The organism is Streptomyces sp. C1-1, from assembly GCF_050214755.1.
In the GTDB taxonomy this organism is placed as follows: domain Bacteria; phylum Actinomycetota; class Actinomycetes; order Streptomycetales; family Streptomycetaceae; genus Streptomyces.
Window position 1 is genome coordinate 4637133 of sequence record NZ_CP189826.1, and the last position, 16403, is coordinate 4653535.

The window sequence follows — 16403 nt, forward strand, 5'->3', positions numbered from 1 at the left end:
GTCCTGTGCCAAAGACGAAAAAGGCAAAGGACGACAAGTCGGCGGCGGCAGCCACAGCCGCCGAGGGTCCTTTGCGGGCGAAGTCACAGAAGCCGAAGACTCCGAAGCCGGTGAAGATGTCGAAGAAAGCCCGGGAAGCCGACGAGAAGGGCCTCGACTTCGCGCGCGCGTGGGTGGAGTTCCCTGATCCGGCGGACGACGAACAGGTCTTCCGGTGCGATCTGACATGGCTGACCTCTCGCTGGAACTGCATCTTCGGCAGCGGCTGTCAGGGCATCCAGGCGGGCCGCGCGGACGACGGGTGCTGCACGCTGGGCGCCCACTTCTCCGACGAGGACGACGAGAAGCGCGTCGCCGAGCACGTGGCGAGGCTCACGCCGGACATCTGGCAGCACCATGCCGAGGGCACGGCGCAGGGCTGGATCTCCGAGGACGAGGACGGCGACCGCCAGACCCGCCCGTACCAGGGCTCCTGCATCTTCCAGAACCGGCCCGGGTTCGCGGGCGGCGCGGGCTGCTCGCTGCACATCCTCGCTCTTCGGGAGGGCCGCGAGCCGCTGGAGACCAAGCCGGACGTCTGCTGGCAGCTTCCGGTCCGGCGTACCTACGACTGGATCGACCGCCCCGACGACACCCGGGTCCTGCAGGTCTCCATCGGCGAGTACGACCGCCGGGGCTGGGGTCCGGGCGGCCACGACCTGCACTGGTGGTGCACGTCGGCGACCTCGGCGCACGGCGCGGGCGAGCCCGTGTACGTGTCCTACCGGGCGGAGCTGACCGAGCTGATGGGCAAGGCCGGCTACGACCGTCTCGTCGAGCTGTGCGAGCAGCGGCTGGCCTCGCAGCTGCCGTTGCTGGCACCGCACCCCGCCGACCCGGCGGGGTGAGCGGCCCGTCCGGGGGGTTGGGAAGCTGACTCGCCTGGCGGCCACCGAGGGCTACGACGTGGACGGGCTCGGTGTGCCGCTGTCGCCCGGCGGCGGCGTCGAGCCGCCCGGGTCGGAGGGGGCGGAGTCTGTGGGCGTGGGGTCGGGGGACGACGGCGGGTCGCTCGGGGTCGAGGGCGCCGAACCGGTCGGGTCGGGGTCGGACGGAGGCGGCGGGTCGGCCGGACCGGTGGGGCCGGGGTCGGAGGGGCCGGACGGGTCCGAGGGGCTGGGCGCGGTGCCGTAGCCGTCGATGGAGACGACGGCGCCTGCCGGTGAGATCGCCACCCGTGCGCTCCAGTGGCCGGACGGCTCGCGCAGATGGTCGACGTACACCTTGATCGTGAACGTCTCGCCCGGCGCGAGGGTCCCCGAGGACCTGCTGAAGTAGAGCCAGGAGGCGCCGGTGGTCGCCGACCAGCTCACCGGTGCGGACCCGGTCGCGGCGAGGGTGACGAGGGTGGTGTCGCCGCTGTTGCGGGCAGACACCTGCAGACGGCCGGCGCCCTTCCCGCCGGCCCCGGCGACGCCGATGACCTCGACGGAGACGTCCGTCCTGGCGGCCTTGCCGAAGCGGCCGTCGGGCTTGGCGCTGGCGTTCCCGGCGTTCTCGTAGCCGCCGGCCGCCTCGCCGCCGAGGGTGTCGGCGCCGTGCGCCTCACTCGCGCTGGCGGACCGGCCGTCCGTGCCCTCCCCCACCGGGGCGGCCCGGTAGGCGGCCCAGAGCGCCAGGACCGGGGCCGCCACGACGGTGGCCACGACCGTCGTCGTCACGGCACGCGCGCGAAGCCGGTCGCGGCGGGCGGCCCGGTCCTTGGGGTCCATGGGGAAGCCGCGCCGGTCGAAGCGGGGCAGGGTGGCGCCACGCGTGCGTGCGTGATGTGCCAGCGCGACGTGCAGGGCCGCGCGGGGCGCCTCCAGCACCGGCAGTTCGGCCGGAGTGACCATCGCGCCGGGCCACCTCCCCGGGATCGCGCGCTCGGCGGCGCGCCGGCAGACCGGGCAGTCGTCGACGTGCCGGACGAGTTCCTTGCGCACCGCCGAGCTGAGCACCAGCTGGTGGTCACCGGCGAGCCGGGCCACCGCCGGGCAGCCGCCGGTCTCCACGACCGCGAGGGCCGCGCGCGTGCGCTCGACCTCGCAGGCGGCGGAGGCGAGCAGTTCACGGGCGGCGGCGAGGTCCAGGCCGAGTACGGCGGCGACCTCGTGGGCGGCGAGGTGGTGGCGCACGGCGAGTTCGAGGGCCTCGCGCTGCTCCGGGGTGGTTCCGGCCGCCTCCGGCCAGGCGAGCTGTGCGAGTTGGCCCCGGCGCCGCTCCTGGACCTCCTCGCAGACGGGTGGGCCCGGGGGCGGCTTCTCGCCGCCGTGTCTGCCCGCCGCGTGCGTGCCCTGACGTTTCTGCTTGGCCTCGGCGAGCTTGCGCAGGCACGCCCAGCGGGCCAGGGCGTACAGCCAGGCCCGGCGGTCACCGGCCGCCTCCGGGCCGCCGCGCTTCTCGGCGAGCGCGAGGACGTCGCCGAGGGCCTCGGTGGCACTGTCGTGGTCGCACAGCACGGACAGGCAGTAGGTGAAGAGCCCGTCCAGATACGGCTCGTAGCGCGCGGGCGGTCGCTGCGCCAAGGTACGCGCGGCGGTGCGGTCACGCGCCTCTCGGCGCGCCCGGTGTGCGCCGGTGGTGCGGGTCGAGGTCTCCGGACTGCTGCTCATCATCCGTGGAAGGTAGGCGCCCGGGAGCAGGCACTTCTGCCCTCTTGAGCACATTTACTCCGTACGGGTGAAACGATCCCTCAATCGAGTACAGGAACCTTTCGTTCCATGGCCGGTTCGAGGCTGAGTGGCCGATTCATGGGGGGCGCCTTCCGCGAGGCCGGCCGGTGCTCCGGGGACGCGCCCGCCCGTTGTCAGTGCGGCGAGCTACGGTTCTCGGCATGGCTGCCCGTACCAAGACCACCAAGGACCGGCCCTCCTACCGCTGCACCGAGTGCGGCTGGCAGACGGCCAAGTGGCTCGGTCGCTGCCCCGAGTGCCAGGCGTGGGGGACGATCGAGGAGTACGGCGCGCCCGCGGTCCGTACGACGACACCCGGCCGCGTCACCACCTCCGCCGTGCCCATCGGTCAGGTCGACGGCCGCCAGGCCACCGCCCGCTCGACCGGCGTGCCCGAGCTGGACCGCGTGCTCGGCGGCGGTCTGGTGCCCGGCGCCGTCGTGCTGCTCGCGGGCGAGCCCGGCGTCGGCAAGTCGACGCTCCTGCTCGACGTGGCGGCCAAGTCGGCCAGTGACGAACACCGCACCCTCTACGTCACGGGCGAGGAGTCGGCGAGCCAGGTCCGCCTGCGCGCCGACCGCATCAAGGCCCTCGACGACCACCTCTACCTCGCCGCCGAGACCGACCTCGCCGCCGTTCTCGGCCACCTGGACGCGGTGAAGCCGTCCCTCCTCATCCTGGACTCGGTGCAGACGGTCGCCTCCCCCGAGATCGACGGCGCGCCCGGCGGCATGGCACAGGTCCGCGAGGTCGCGGGCGCCCTCATCCGCGCCTCGAAGGAGCGCGGCATGTCCACCCTCCTCGTGGGCCATGTCACCAAGGACGGGGCGATCGCCGGCCCCCGCCTCCTGGAGCACCTCGTGGACGTCGTCCTGTCCTTCGAGGGCGACCGCCACGCCCGCCTCCGCCTGGTCCGGGGCGTCAAGAACCGCTACGGCGCCACCGACGAGGTCGGCTGCTTCGAACTGCACGACGAGGGCATCACGGGCCTCGCCGACCCAAGCGGACTTTTCCTGACACGACGTGACGAACCGGTGCCTGGCACCTGTCTGACGGTGACCCTGGAGGGCCGCCGCCCCCTGGTGGCCGAAGTCCAGGCGCTCACGGTCGACTCGCAGATCCCCTCACCCCGCCGCACCACCTCCGGTCTCGAGACGTCCCGCGTCTCGATGATGCTGGCGGTCCTGGAGCAGCGCGGCCGCATCAGCGCGCTCGGCAAGCGGGACATCTACTCCGCGACGGTCGGCGGCGTGAAGCTCTCCGAGCCCGCCGCCGACCTCGCCATCGCCCTCGCCCTGGCCTCCGCCGCCAGCGACACCCCGCTGCCGAAGAACCTGGTCGCGATCGGCGAAGTCGGCCTCGCGGGCGAGGTCAGACGGGTCACGGGCGTCCAGCGCCGGCTCTCCGAGGCACACCGTCTGGGCTTCACGCACGCGCTCGTTCCGGGCGATCCCGGCAAGATCCCCGCCGGCATGAAGGTCCTGGAAGTCGCCGACATAGGAGACGCTCTGCGGGTCCTTCCGCGCTCGCGTCGGCGAGAGGCCCCACGGGAGGAGGAGGACCGCCGGTAGACTTTGCCCAGGTCTCGCCCGTCCGTACGACCGAATGTGCGACACGGGGGCGCCCCAGAACCTGCGACCGGAGGAGTGCAGTGGCAGCCAACGACCGGGCGGCAGCTCCCGGAAAGTCCGGCGGGAGTTCCGGTGCCGATGGCCTGATGCGCGCCTCGCTGAGCGCGGTGGCACCCGGCACGGCGATGCGTGACGGCTTGGAGCGCGTGCTCCGCGGCAACACCGGCGGACTCATTGTGCTCGGCTTCGACAAGACCGTCGAAGCCATGTGCACAGGCGGTTTCGTGCTGGACGTCGAGTTCGCGGCCACGCGCCTGCGCGAGCTGTGCAAGCTGGACGGCGGCATCGTGCTCTCCTCCGACCTGTCCAAGATCCTCAGGGCGGGCGTCCAGTTCGTACCGGACGCGACGATCCCCACCGAGGAGACGGGCACCCGCCACCGCACCGCCGACCGCATCTCCAAGCAGGTCGGCTACCCGGTGGTCTCCGTCTCCCAGTCGATGCGCCTGATCGCCCTCTACGTCGACGGCCAGCGCCGGGTCCTGGAGGACTCCGCGGCGATCCTCTCCCGCGCCAACCAGGCCCTGGCGACCCTGGAGCGCTACAAGCTCCGCCTGGACGAGGTGGCCGGCACGCTCTCGGCCCTCGAGATCGAGGACCTCGTCACCGTCCGGGACGTCTCCGCGGTGGCCCAGCGCCTGGAGATGGTCCGCCGCATCGCCACCGAAATCGCCGAATACGTGGTCGAACTGGGCACCGACGGCCGTCTCCTCGCCCTCCAGCTGGACGAGTTGATCGCCGGCGTCGAACCCGAGCGCGAGCTGGTGGTCCGCGACTACGTCCCCGAACCGACGGCCAAGCGCTCCCGCACCGTCGACGAGGCCCTCTACGAACTCGACGCCCTCACCCACGCCGAGCTCCTCGAGCTCACCACGGTGGCCAGGGCGTTGGGCTACACGGGTTCTCCGGAGTCCCTGGACTCGGCGGTCTCCCCGCGCGGCTTCCGGCTGCTGGCCAAGGTCCCCCGGCTCCCCGGCGCGATCATCGACCGCCTGGTGGAGCACTTCGGCGGCCTGCAGAAGCTGCTCGCCGCGAGCGTGGACGACCTCCAGACGGTGGACGGCGTGGGCGAGGCCCGCGCACGCAGCGTCCGCGAGGGCCTGTCCCGCCTGGCCGAGAGCTCGATCCTGGAACGCTACGTCTGACCGGGGTCTTCCCTAGTCGTTCTTCAGCACGAAGGACGTCTGCGTCTTGCCGTACCCCGGCGCGGCCAGTTCCACCAGGTAGGTCCCGGCCCCGGCCGAGCCCGCCGGAGGCGTCGCGCACTGCGGGGCGCTCGGCTTGCGGTCCCACTTCACGATGTAGGTGATGCTGCTCCCGGCGGGCGCCCGGAACAGCAGACTGCCCGCGGTCTTGGGACAGTCCGCCGAGGACCAGTAGTCATCGGCGCTGTCGGTCGACTTGGAGATCGCCAACACCGCGCTCTTGGGCCCGAGATCGACCTTGCAGTCGCCGGAGGCGGAGTTCTTGGCGGTCACCAGCAGCGTGACGGTGTCGCCGGGGCTGTAGGAGTTGTGCAGACTGCGCACACTCAACTTCACGGCACTGGCGGTGCAGTTGGGCAATGTGGACCCGGCGGGCACGGTGTCGCCCTGCCCGACCCCACTCCCGGAACCACCACCGCTCGTACCGCCCGCGCCCGAGGAGCCACCCGCCCCCGACCCGGAGCCGGTTCCGTCACCGCCGGAGCCAGAACTCCCCGCGGAGCCCGACCCCCCGGCATCCGAACCGGAGCCACCGCCGCTGGACTCGTCGCGCCCGCCCGGGGCTTGGCTGATCGCGGGCCCCGAACCGGACGGCCCCGCACTGATGGTGGGCGCGGGAGTCTTGCCGTTCGCCCCGTCGTCCTTCTTGCCGCCCCCGCCGCCCGAGGTCACGATCCACGTGATCAGCAGCGCCAACAGGGCCAGCACGGACAGCAGTACGACCCTCCGGCGCCAGTAGATGGTGGAGGGAAGCGGCCCGACAGGATTGCGCAGAGATCCCACGGCGCAAACTGTACGAGAGATCGGCGCCTTCTCTTGCCGTACCCGCCGCCACTGCCGCAACTTTTCCGGATCATCATCCCGGAGACGAACCCCGACCCACCACACGGCCCCGGCGCCACACCGGCCAAACCGCCACAGGCCATGGCAGGATCGAAAGGCCATGACTGCGCTCACGAACATCTCCGCGGCCACCGCCGAGCCCCCCACCCCCGCGACCGCCATCCTCGAGACCGCCACCCCGGAGACGGCCGTCGCCCCCACGGCGCTCCACTCCCCCGTCATCGACTGGTTCACCGACAACGCCCGCGACCTGCCCTGGCGCCGCCCCGAGGCCGGCCCCTGGGGCGTGATGGTCAGCGAGTTCATGCTCCAGCAGACCCCGGTCAACCGTGTCCTGCCGGTCTACGAACAGTGGCTGTCCCGCTGGCCCCGCCCCGCCGACCTCGCCGAGGAGCCCCCGGGCGAGGCCGTCCGCGCCTGGGGCCGCCTCGGCTACCCGCGCCGCGCCCTGCGGCTGCACGGCGCCGCGGTCGCCATAGCGGAACGCCACGGCGGCGACGTACCCACCGACCACGCGCAGCTCCTCGCCCTGCCCGGCATCGGCGAGTACACGGCCGCGGCGGTCGCCTCCTTCGCGTACGGCCAGCGCCACCCGGTCCTCGACACCAACGTCCGCCGTGTCTTCGCCCGAGCCGTCACCGGCGTCCAGTACCCGCCGAACGCCACCACCGCCGCCGAACGCAGGCTCGCCCGCGCCCTGTTGCCCGAGGACGAGCACACCGCCTCCCGCTGGGCGGCGGCCTCCATGGAACTCGGCGCGCTCGTCTGCACCGCCAAGAACGAGTCCTGCCACCGCTGCCCCATCGCCGCGCAGTGCGCCTGGCGCCTGGCGGGCAAGCCCGAGCACGACGGCCCGCCGCGCCGCGGCCAGACCTACGCCGGCACCGATCGCCAGGTCCGCGGCAAGCTCCTCGCCGTACTCCGGGAAGCCCACGCGCCCGTCCCGCAGTCGGCGCTGGACCGGGTGTGGCACGAGCCGGTGCAGCGGGCGCGCGCGCTGGACGGACTCGTCGCGGACGGGCTCGTGGAGCCCCTTCCCGGTGGTTTGTATCGGCTGCCGTTGACGTAGACCGCCGAAACATCACAGGCGCCACAGAGCCAAATCACCCCAAACAGCCGCCAACTGGTGTGCTGCTTTACCCCGTTCCTACGTCCGTTACACAACCGACGTACAGCTGATTGCCAGCCGAGGGCTGCCGCGCACAGCGCCGTGACAACGCCTCCGTAGCTTCATTCCCACGGAACGGACCGACGGCGAGGGGCCGACGGAAACGGGGATCAGGAGGCGGTTCGACATGGCGCAGGGCGAGGTGCTCGAGTTCGAGGAGTATGTCCGCACCCGGCAGGACGCGCTGCTGCGCAGCGCGCGCCGGCTGGTCCCGGACCCGACGGACGCCCAGGACCTCCTCCAGACGGCGCTGGTGCGGACGTACGGCCGCTGGGACGGGATCGCGGACAAGCGCCTCGCGGACGCCTACCTGCGCCGAGTCATGATCAACACGCGTACCGAGTGGTGGCGGGCGCGCAAGCTGGAGGAAGTCCCGACCGAGCAGCTGCCGGACGCGAGCGTCGACGACTCCACCGAGCAGCACGCGGACCGCGCGCTCCTCATGGACATCATGAAAGTTCTGGCACCGAAGCAGCGAAGCGTCGTGGTGCTGCGACACTGGGAGCAGATGTCCACGGAGGAGACGGCCGCCGCCCTCGGCATGTCGGCCGGCACGGTCAAGAGCACGCTGCACCGGGCGCTCGCCCGGCTCCGCGAGGAGCTGGAGAGCCGCGACCTGGACGCACGGGCGCTGGAGCATGAGGAGCGGGAGCGTTGCGCGGTCTGACCCCCGCCGGGCCCGAACCGGGCCGGGGGAACCTGCAGGCGGCGTGTACGGCGGTGGCCGTGCTCGCCGCCGTCGGCCTTTTGGCGTCCGCCTGCGCCACCGGCGGCACCGGCGCCCGTGACGAGGGCCCGGCGCACACGGATTCCGTCGCGGGCGCCGCCGCCACGCCCTCGTCCAGCCCCTCCCCGTCGAAGACCGCCAAGCAGGTGGACGCGGTCAAGCTCGTCAAGGACGACCCCGCGGTCTCGGTGGAGGTCAAGCGCGAGCTGAAACCGTGCGTGGCAGACGAGTACCCGGTCGACGTGTCGTACGGGGACCTGACCGGAGGTCCGGCCGACGACGTCGTCGTCAACGTGCTGACCTGCGGGGACGCTGTGGGAGTGGGCTCGTACGTGTATCGCGCGCAGGGCGGCCGGTACGAGAATGTGTTCCAGGCCGAGGAACCCCCGGTCTACGCGGAGATCGACCGCGGCGACCTGGTGGTGACCAAGCAGGTGTACGAGAAGGGTGACCCGGTGTCGAGCCCGTCCGGCGAGGTCGTGACGACGTACAGCTGGACCGCGGGCCGCTTCACCGAGCGGTTCCACACGCGCAACGACTACAGCAAGGCGGTCGGAGGCGGCGCGTCACCCTCGTCGTAGGGTCGGCCTCGTCACGAGGACGAGTGAACCGATCGGCCCCTGCGGAACGATTCATCTGCAGCAGGCCGTACACCTCCACCACGACCGAGACCAGAACTGAGAGCACCGGGATGGCAGACCAGACCCATGTCCTGTTCGTCGAGGACGACGACGTCATCCGCGAGGCCACCCAGCTCGCCCTGGAGCGGGACGGCTTCGCGGTCACCGCGATGCCCGACGGACTGTCGGGTCTGGAGGCGTTTCGCGCGAACCGCCCGGACATCGCGTTGTTGGACGTCATGGTGCCCGGCCTCGACGGGGTCAGCCTGTGCCGTCGTATCCGCGACGAGTCGACCGTGCCGGTGATCATGCTGTCGGCGCGCGCCGACTCGATCGACGTGGTCCTCGGCCTGGAGGCGGGCGCCGACGACTACGTGACGAAGCCGTTCGACGGCGCCGTACTGGTGGCGCGCATCCGCGCGGTGCTACGGCGCTTCGGCCACGCCGGCGGTGGCGAGAAGCCCGGCGAGGGCGCCGACGGGGTGTCCGGCGGGGTGCTGACCTTCGGCGAACTGGAGATCGACACCGAGGGCATGGAGGTGCGCCGGGCCGGGCAGCCGGTGGCGCTCACCCCGACCGAGATGCGGCTGCTCCTGGAGTTCTCCTCCGCGCCGGGCACGGTCCTGTCGCGCGACAAGCTGCTGGAGCGCGTGTGGGACTACGGCTGGGGCGGGGACACCCGCGTGGTCGACGTCCATGTGCAGCGGCTGCGTACGAAGATCGGCCAGGACCGGATCGAGACGGTCCGCGGCTTCGGCTACAAGTTGAAGGCCTGAGCGGGGACGGCGACGGACATGCGGGGGACCTTCCGAAGCCCGGGGACACACGACGCGGGCGGTATCCGTACCGGCCTGCGCTGGAAACTCAGCGCCGCCATCGCGCTGGTCGGCGCGCTGATCGCGATCACGCTGAGCCTGGTCGTGCACAACGCGGCCCGGGTGTCGATGCTGGACAACGCGCGCGACCTCGCCGACGAACGGCTGAAGATCGCCCAGCGCAACTACGAACTGTCCGGTCGGCTGAACTTCCCCAGCCTCCAGCGCGACGACCCGAACCTGCCGAGGGCGCTGCGGGAGAAGGTCGACGAGGACCGGCGGGCGACGTACGTCACCGAGCGGCCCAACGGCGTGCCGGACATCTGGGCCGCCGTCCCCGTCAAGGACGGCCATGTGCTGTCCCTGCACACGGGGTTCACCGACCGCAGCACGGACATCCTCAAGGACCTCGACCAGGCGCTGGTCATCGGGTCCATCGCGGTCGTCCTCGGCGGCAGCGCGCTCGGCGTGCTCATCGGCGGCCAGCTGTCGCGCCGGCTGCGCAAGGCGGCGGCCGCGGCGAACCAGGTCGCCAAGGGCGAGACGGACGTGCGCGTGCGGGCCGCTATCGGCGGCGTGGTCCGGGACGAGACCGACGACCTGGCCAGCGCCGTGGACGCCATGGCGGACGCGCTGCAGCAGCGCCTGGAGGCGGAGCGCCGGGTCACGGCGGACATCGCACACGAACTGCGCACGCCGGTGACGGGCCTGCTTACGGCGGCCGAGCTGCTGCCGCCCGGCCGTCCCACCGAGCTGGTCCTGGACCGCGCGAAGGCCATGCGCACCCTCGTCGAGGACGTCCTGGAGGTGGCCCGCCTGGACGGGGCCTCCGAGCGGGCCGAGCTGCAGGACCTGCTGCTGGGTGAGTTCGTCACCCGGCGGGTGGCGGCGAAGGACCCGGACATCGAGGTGCGGGTGGTGCACGAGTCGATGGTCACGACCGACCCGCGCCGCCTGGAGCGCGTCCTGTTCAACCTGCTCGCCAACGCCGCCCGGCACGGCAAGCCGCCGATCCAGGTGAGCGTCGAGGGCCGGGTGATCCGCGTCCGCGACCACGGGCCCGGATTCCCCGCAGACCTGCTGGCCGACGGCCCGAGCCGCTTCCGTACCGGCAGCAGCGACCGGTCGGGCCACGGGCACGGTCTCGGCCTGACGATCGCGGCCGGCCAGGCGCGGGTCCTGGGCGCCCGCCTGACCTTCCGCAACGTCCGCCCGGCCGGGGCCCCGGACCACGTGCCGGCGGAGGGCGCGGTGGCGGTCCTGTGGCTGCCGGAACACGCGCCGACCAACACGGGCAGCTACCCGATGCTGCCGTAGCCACTGCCGTGTCCTCAGACGGTGGCGACCAGCAGCTCCTCCCCGCGCGAGGGCCGCAGCCCGTCCGTGCGGTCGGCGAAGTACCGCTTCTCCAGGTCCGCCGCCGACACATGGCGGACCTCCTGGAAGCCCGCCTCGCGGGCCAGGGCGAGTATCCGTCCGGGCCGGTAGAAGCTGAGGAAGGGGGTGCCCGCCGCGCGGGCGCCCTCCATCGCCACCCGCAGCTGCGCCCGCTGCTCCGGCTCCACGTCCTCGACGGGCCGCAGGAACGTGGTGACCAGCGTCGACCCGGCGGCAAGGCTCGCCACGAGCCGGAAGGTGGTCTCGACGGCTTCCTGACTGAGGTACATCGTGACGCCGGCGGAGGCCACCAGCGCCGGTCGCGCCGGGTCGAGTCCGGCCGCGAGCAGCCGACCCCACCAGTCCCCCTCGAAGTCGACCGGCACGAACCGCAGCCGGTCGGGCACGTCGAGGCCGAGCTCGGCGAGTCGTCGCCGCTTCCACGCCTGCGGCCCGGCCCGATCGACCTCGAACACCCGAAGCCCGCCGACGGCGACGTCCGCCCGCCGCTGGGCGAACGTGTCCAGCCCGGCGCCGAGGACGACGTACTGACCCACCCCGTCCTGCGCCCGCTCCTCGACCAGGTCCTCGACGAACCGGGCGCGGGCGACGATGGACGCCCGGGTACGGCGCGTCGCGTCGACGTCCATGTCGGGCCGCTCCCGCCACCCCTCCCCCGGGTCCGCGATCCGCAGCCCGACCTCGTCCTCGACGACGTGCGGCGGCGCGTCGGCCCGCAGGTGCAGGGCCCGCCACAGGGCGACCCGCACTGCGGTGTGCTCGGGCCCCGGCTCCTCGGCGCTCACCCGAAGTCCTTGGAGAAGTCCAGCTCCTCGCTGCGCTCGGTCAGCGAGTACCAGTTGCCGTTGTCGTCGCGGAAGATCGCCTCGATGCCGTACGGCCGCTCCTGCGGTGCCTGCAGGAACTCGACACCTCGTGCCCTGAAGGTCTCGTAGTCGCCGCGGCAGTCGTCGGTACGGAACGCGCCGGCCCCCAGCACGCCCTTGCTGACGAGCTTCTTCAGCGCCGCGGCGGACTCGGGGTCGAGTCCGGGCCCGTCGAGGCTCATCAGGGTGAGTTCGAGGTCGGGCTGGTCCTTCGCCGCGACCGTGACCCACTTCATCTCGCCCATGGAGACCTCGCTGCGGACCTCGAAGTCCAGTTTCTCGGTGAAGAAGGCCTTGGTGCGCTGCTGGTCGAACGTCCACACGGTGCTGATGCCGAGACCGAGGATCATGACTGTGCTCTCCCTGTTCGGTGCCGTCGTCCTGGCTGTCACCGTAGGCAGGGCGGGGTTCAGGGCGCTTCTTCGGAGTTGCTCTCCCTGCGCGGGAACCCGCCGGCCCACAGCATCACGTAGCAGCCGGGTATGAGCGCGGCTCCGCGGCCGACGTGCTCGGCGCGGTACTCGCTCGGAGTCAGGCCGGTGCGGGTCTTGAAGCGGGCCGAGAACGTCCCGAGGCTGCTGAAGCCGACGAGGTGGCAGATCTCGGTCACGCTCAGGTCCGCGCTGCGCAGCATCTCCTCGGCGCGCTCGATCCGGCGATGCGTCAGGTACTGCCGGGGTGTGTCGCCGTAGGCCTCCTTGAAGGCCCGCAGGAAGTGGAAGCGGGAGTATCCGGCGTGGGCGGCGACGGCGCCGAGGTCCAGCCCTGGATCGGCCCAGTCCCGGTCCATGGCGTCCTTGGCCAGCCTGAGCTGCCGCATCTTGTCCATACCGTGATGGTGGCACGCGGCACTGACAGCGGCCCGTGGCCTGCGGCGGACATGGCGAAGGCGGCCCGTGCCAGGCCGCGGATGTGGCGCAGGCGGCCCGTGCCCGGCCGCCGACATGACGAAGGCCCCCGGGGCGGACACCTGCCGGGGGCCTTCGAGTCACTGCGGGATCAGACGGCCTCGACGACCGGCGGCTGCACCGCCGCGTCCTGAGTCGAACCCTCGCTCTTCGGTCCGGTGCCGCGCAGCGCGACCTCCTTGACGAACACCGCGGCGATCAGGGCGACCACGGCCACCACCGAGCCGAGCAGGAACGCCGAGTGGACACCGGCGGACACCGCGTGCTGGTACGCCTCGCGCGCCGCCGCCGGCAGCTTGGCCAGGCTCTTGGCGTCCAGCGACGCCGACTTCTCGGTGATCTTCGAGCCCAGTGCTCCGGCCCGCTCGGCCATCACGTGCTGGACGCGGTTGTTGAACAGGGCGCCCATGATCGCAACGCCGAAGGAGGAGCCGAGCGTACGGAACAGGGTGGTCGAGGAGGACGCGACGCCCATGTCCTTCATCTCGACGCTGTTCTGCGCGACCAGCATGGTGATCTGCATCAGGCAGCCCATGCCCAGGCCGACGACCGCCATGAACACGCCGGAGGTGAACCGCGTGGTGCCGGTGTCCATGGTGGACAGCAGGTACAGCCCGACGATCATCAGGGCGCTGCCGACGACCGGGAACAGCTTGTACCGGCCGGTGTTCGTGGTCACCCGGCCGGCGACCATCGAGGTCACCAGCATCGCGCCCAGCATCGGCAGCAGCAGCAGACCGGAGTTCGTGGCGGAGGCGCCCTGCACGGACTGCTGGTACAGCGGCAGGTACAGGGTGGCGCCGAACATCACGAAGCCCGTGATGAAGCCGATGACCGACATGAGGGTGAAGTTGCGGCTGCGGAAGATGTGCAGCGGCACCACCGGCTCGGTGGCCTTGGTCTGCCAGAACACGAACCCGATCAGCGCGGCCACGCCGATGCCGATCAGCTCCATGATCCGCGCGGAGGTCCAGGCGTACTGCGAACCGCCCCAGGTGGTGACCAGGACGATCGAGGTGATGCCGACGGTCAGCAGGATCACGCCGAGGTAGTCGATGCCGGCCTGGGCCCGCTTCTTCGGCAGGTGCAGCACCGCGCTGATCAGGCCGAGGGCGACCACGCCGAGCGGCAGGTTGATGTAGAACGCCCAGCGCCAGCCCCAGTTGTCGGTGATGGTGCCGCCGACCAGCGGTCCGCCGATCATGGCGATGGCCATGACACCGGCCATCATGCCCTGGTACTTGCCCCGCTCCCGGGGCGGGATCAGGTCGCCGATGATCGCCATGACGCCGACCATCAGACCGCCGGCGCCGAGGCCCTGCACGGCGCGGAATCCGATCAGCTGGCCCATGTTCTGTGCCATGCCGCTGAGCGCCGAGCCGATCAGGAAGATCACGATCGATGTCATGAACGTGGTCTTGCGGCCGAACATGTCGCCGAGCTTGCCCCATACCGGGGTGGCCGCCGCGGTGGCCAGCGTGTACGCCGTCACCACCCACGACAGGTGCTCGAGGCCGCCGAGCTCGCCCACGATCGTCGGCATCGCGGTGCCCACGATCATGTTGTCCAGCATCGCGAGCATCATGGTGATCATGAGCGCGAGCAGCACGACGCGCACGCTCTTCGGCTGTTTGTCCGGCTCGGTCTCTACCGTCTGTGTGTCCGCCATCGATCCCACTCCCCTACAGTCCTGCACACTTCCTCCCGGGCGGGCACTTACTTGCCGCCCGGCTAGTTGACTAGACTGAGGAAGAAAGTAGACCCGTAACTAGCCGGGCGTCAAGTAAGTTTTCTAGTCGGGCGGCAAGTAAGTTCGCAGGGGGCGTGAGGAGCGCGACAATGGGCGGCACGATGGACGGCACCAAGCGGCAGCGCCGCGGAAACACTCGCCAGCGCATCCAGGACGTGGCGCTCGAACTCTTCGCGGAACAGGGCTACGAGAAGACCTCGCTGCGCGAGATCGCCGAGAGCCTGGACGTCACCAAGGCGGCGCTCTACTACCACTTCAAGACGAAGGAAGAGATCCTCGTCAGCATCTTCGAGGACCTGTCCCAGCCGATCGAGGAACTGATCGAATGGGGAAAGCTCCAGCCGCACACGCTGGAGACCAAGCAGGAGATCATCCGCCGCTACAACGAGGCCCTGTCCGAGGCCCTCCCGCTCTTCCGCTTCATGCAGGAGAACCAGGCGACGGTGAAGGAACTGCGCATCGGCGAGATGTTCCGCAACCGCATGATGGGCATGCGCGACATCCTCATCGACCCGGACGCCGCCCTCGTCGACCAGGTCCGCTGCATCAGCGCGGTGTTCGCGATGCACGCCGGGATGTTCGCCCTCAACGACCTGCCGGGCACCGACGAGGAGAAGCGCGAGGCGGTCCTGGAGGTGGCGACGGCCCTGGTGGTACAGGCCCACCAGGGCATGCACGCCGCGGACTGACGGCTCAGACGCCCAGGCCCTTGGAGCGCAGGAAGGCCACCGGGTCGATCGCCGACCCGTAGTTGGGGGTCTTGCGGATCTCGAAGTGCAGGTGCGGCCCGCTGGAGTTGCCGGTGTTGCCGGACAGCGCGATGTGCTGGCCGGTCCGGACGACCTGGCCGACCCTGACGTCGATCCGCGAGAGGTGGGCGTACTGCGAGTACGTGCCGTTGCCGTGCCGGATGACGATGGCGTTGCCGTACGCCGGGCCGTCACCGGCGCCGTTCGAACCGGCCTTGACCACGGTGCCGCCGTGCGCGGCGAAGACCTCGGTGCCGCTGGGAACGGCGAAGTCCTGGCCGCTGTGGGTGGACTGCCACATGCCACCGGCCTGGGCGAACTTCGCGGAGAGGGTGTACTTCCGGACCGGGTGGACCCAGGAGGCGGCCTTCTTCGCGGCCGCCTCGGCCGCCGCCTTCTTCTTCGCGGCGGCCTTCTTGGCGGCCGCCTTGGCAGCCGCCTTCTTCGCGGCCGCCGCCTTGGCCTTCGCGGCCGCGGTGGCCTTGGCGGCCTTGGCCTGGGCCGCCGCCTGCGCCTCGACGGCGCTCGCCACGCCGGAGACCGAGGCGGAAGCGGAGGCGGAGGTGCCGGCGGAGGTGGCGTCGGCGGCGACCGCGACCCCGGCACCCAGCACGGCCGACATGCCGAAGCCGGCGGCCAGGACGGCCGCACGGGTGCGCAGGGCGGACGTACGGGAAGAACGGGACGTGACACGCGGGGACATCGAGACCTCAGGGGATCGGGGGCAGAGAAAAGCCATCCGGCGCGCAAGCGGCCGCCGGATGGGCAGATCCTTGGTAACCCGAGCCCCCATCAATCCCAAAATGGGACATCTACGACGCACTCTAGTATTTGAGAGCGAAACTTGATGTTCTACGACGAAAAACGCCCCGACACGGCACTATCGGCCGTAGTACCGGCCCGGCCCCCTGTGCGGCATGTCACCGGCTCCGAAAGTATCGGTCGCCCCATGTGACGTACATCTCTGGCCACTTACCGGTCGGTAACCCTACGGTTCCCCTCGCGCCACCCTTGCACCCGAACATGCACA

At 71.3% G+C, this 16403-nt stretch carries 16 protein-coding genes; 9 read left to right on the forward strand and 7 right to left on the reverse strand.

From position 1 onward, the window contains the following. Positions 1 to 5 precede the first annotated feature (5 nt). A complete protein-coding gene (locus tag ACQF4J_RS21195) occupies positions 6 to 887 on the forward strand; it encodes a hypothetical protein (protein WP_427166494.1) in 882 nt (293 codons plus the stop codon). A 51-nt stretch (positions 888 to 938) separates the two neighbouring features. Here the strand turns inward: ACQF4J_RS21195 and ACQF4J_RS21200 are convergent, their stop codons facing one another. Beyond that, positions 939 to 2636 carry a BACON domain-containing protein gene (locus ACQF4J_RS21200; RefSeq protein WP_351574123.1) on the reverse strand — a complete coding sequence of 566 codons (1698 nt, stop codon included), beginning with the start codon at positions 2634 to 2636 and terminating at the stop codon, positions 939 to 941. 218 nt (positions 2637 to 2854) lie between these two features. On the opposite strand from ACQF4J_RS21200, the gene radA reads away from it, so the two are divergent. Together radA and disA are read left to right on the forward strand one after the other, a co-directional pair. Then, positions 2855 to 4264 carry a DNA repair protein RadA gene (gene radA / locus ACQF4J_RS21205; protein ID WP_351574120.1) on the forward strand — a complete coding sequence of 470 codons (1410 nt, stop codon included), beginning with the start codon at positions 2855 to 2857 and terminating at the stop codon, positions 4262 to 4264. Between the two features lie 80 nt (positions 4265 to 4344). Then, a complete protein-coding gene (disA, locus tag ACQF4J_RS21210) occupies positions 4345 to 5469 on the forward strand; it encodes a DNA integrity scanning diadenylate cyclase DisA (RefSeq protein ID WP_351574117.1) in 1125 nt (374 codons plus the stop codon). A 12-nt stretch (positions 5470 to 5481) separates the two neighbouring features. Here disA and ACQF4J_RS21215 read toward each other — a convergent pair whose 3' ends face one another. After that, positions 5482 to 6312: a hypothetical protein gene (locus ACQF4J_RS21215; protein ID WP_351574115.1), complete on the reverse strand. Its 831-nt coding sequence runs from the start codon at positions 6310 to 6312 to the stop codon at positions 5482 to 5484. Positions 6313 to 6472: 160 nt separating this feature from the next. Here ACQF4J_RS21215 and ACQF4J_RS21220 point away from each other — a divergent pair, with 160 nt between their 5' ends. From ACQF4J_RS21220 to cseC, 5 genes are all read left to right on the forward strand, one after another. Then, the gene (locus ACQF4J_RS21220; RefSeq protein WP_351574113.1) at positions 6473 to 7441 is read left to right on the forward strand and encodes an A/G-specific adenine glycosylase; all 969 of its coding nucleotides are present in this window, start codon (positions 6473 to 6475) and stop codon (positions 7439 to 7441) included. A gap of 226 nt (positions 7442 to 7667) precedes the next feature. Beyond that, positions 7668 to 8207, forward strand: a complete 540-nt coding sequence (locus ACQF4J_RS21225) for a SigE family RNA polymerase sigma factor (protein WP_142154274.1) — start codon at positions 7668 to 7670, stop codon at positions 8205 to 8207. Continuing rightward, positions 8195 to 8848, forward strand: a complete 654-nt coding sequence (locus ACQF4J_RS21230; RefSeq protein ID WP_351574111.1) for a hypothetical protein — start codon at positions 8195 to 8197, stop codon at positions 8846 to 8848. The genes ACQF4J_RS21225 and ACQF4J_RS21230 overlap by 13 nt, the downstream gene beginning before the upstream one ends. Positions 8849 to 8958: 110 nt before the next feature. Further along, on the forward strand, positions 8959 to 9663 hold the full coding sequence (gene cseB / locus ACQF4J_RS21235; protein ID WP_427166496.1) for a two-component system response regulator CseB: 705 nt from the start codon (positions 8959 to 8961) through the stop codon (positions 9661 to 9663). Between the two features lie 18 nt (positions 9664 to 9681). Further along, positions 9682 to 11019: a two-component system sensor histidine kinase CseC gene (cseC, locus tag ACQF4J_RS21240; protein WP_351574106.1), complete on the forward strand. Its 1338-nt coding sequence runs from the start codon at positions 9682 to 9684 to the stop codon at positions 11017 to 11019. Positions 11020 to 11033: 14 nt separating this feature from the next. Here the strand turns inward: cseC and ACQF4J_RS21245 are convergent, their stop codons facing one another. The 4 genes from ACQF4J_RS21245 to ACQF4J_RS21260 all read right to left on the reverse strand — a co-directional run bounded on the left by ACQF4J_RS21245 (position 11034) and on the right by ACQF4J_RS21260 (position 14543). Next, the gene (locus ACQF4J_RS21245) at positions 11034 to 11885 is read right to left on the reverse strand and encodes a class I SAM-dependent methyltransferase (RefSeq protein WP_427166499.1); all 852 of its coding nucleotides are present in this window, start codon (positions 11883 to 11885) and stop codon (positions 11034 to 11036) included. Beyond that, the gene (locus ACQF4J_RS21250; protein WP_351574103.1) at positions 11882 to 12316 is read right to left on the reverse strand and encodes a VOC family protein; all 435 of its coding nucleotides are present in this window, start codon (positions 12314 to 12316) and stop codon (positions 11882 to 11884) included. The genes ACQF4J_RS21245 and ACQF4J_RS21250 overlap by 4 nt, the downstream gene beginning before the upstream one ends. 59 nt (positions 12317 to 12375) lie before the next feature. Then, positions 12376 to 12795 (reverse strand): helix-turn-helix transcriptional regulator, encoded by a 420-nt coding sequence (locus ACQF4J_RS21255; RefSeq protein ID WP_427166501.1) that lies wholly within the window; start codon positions 12793 to 12795, stop codon positions 12376 to 12378. A 170-nt stretch (positions 12796 to 12965) separates the two neighbouring features. Then, positions 12966 to 14543, reverse strand: a complete 1578-nt coding sequence (locus tag ACQF4J_RS21260; protein WP_351574100.1) for an MDR family MFS transporter — start codon at positions 14541 to 14543, stop codon at positions 12966 to 12968. Between the two features lie 170 nt (positions 14544 to 14713). On the opposite strand from ACQF4J_RS21260, the gene ACQF4J_RS21265 reads away from it, so the two are divergent. Continuing rightward, on the forward strand, positions 14714 to 15313 hold the full coding sequence (locus ACQF4J_RS21265) for a TetR/AcrR family transcriptional regulator (protein ID WP_351574097.1): 600 nt from the start codon (positions 14714 to 14716) through the stop codon (positions 15311 to 15313). Positions 15314 to 15317: 4 nt separating this feature from the next. Here the strand turns inward: ACQF4J_RS21265 and ACQF4J_RS21270 are convergent, their stop codons facing one another. Further along, complete coding sequence (locus ACQF4J_RS21270) at positions 15318 to 16076, reverse strand: M23 family metallopeptidase (protein WP_351574094.1); 759 nt, start codon at positions 16074 to 16076, stop codon at positions 15318 to 15320. Between the last annotated feature and the right edge of the window lie 327 nt (positions 16077 to 16403).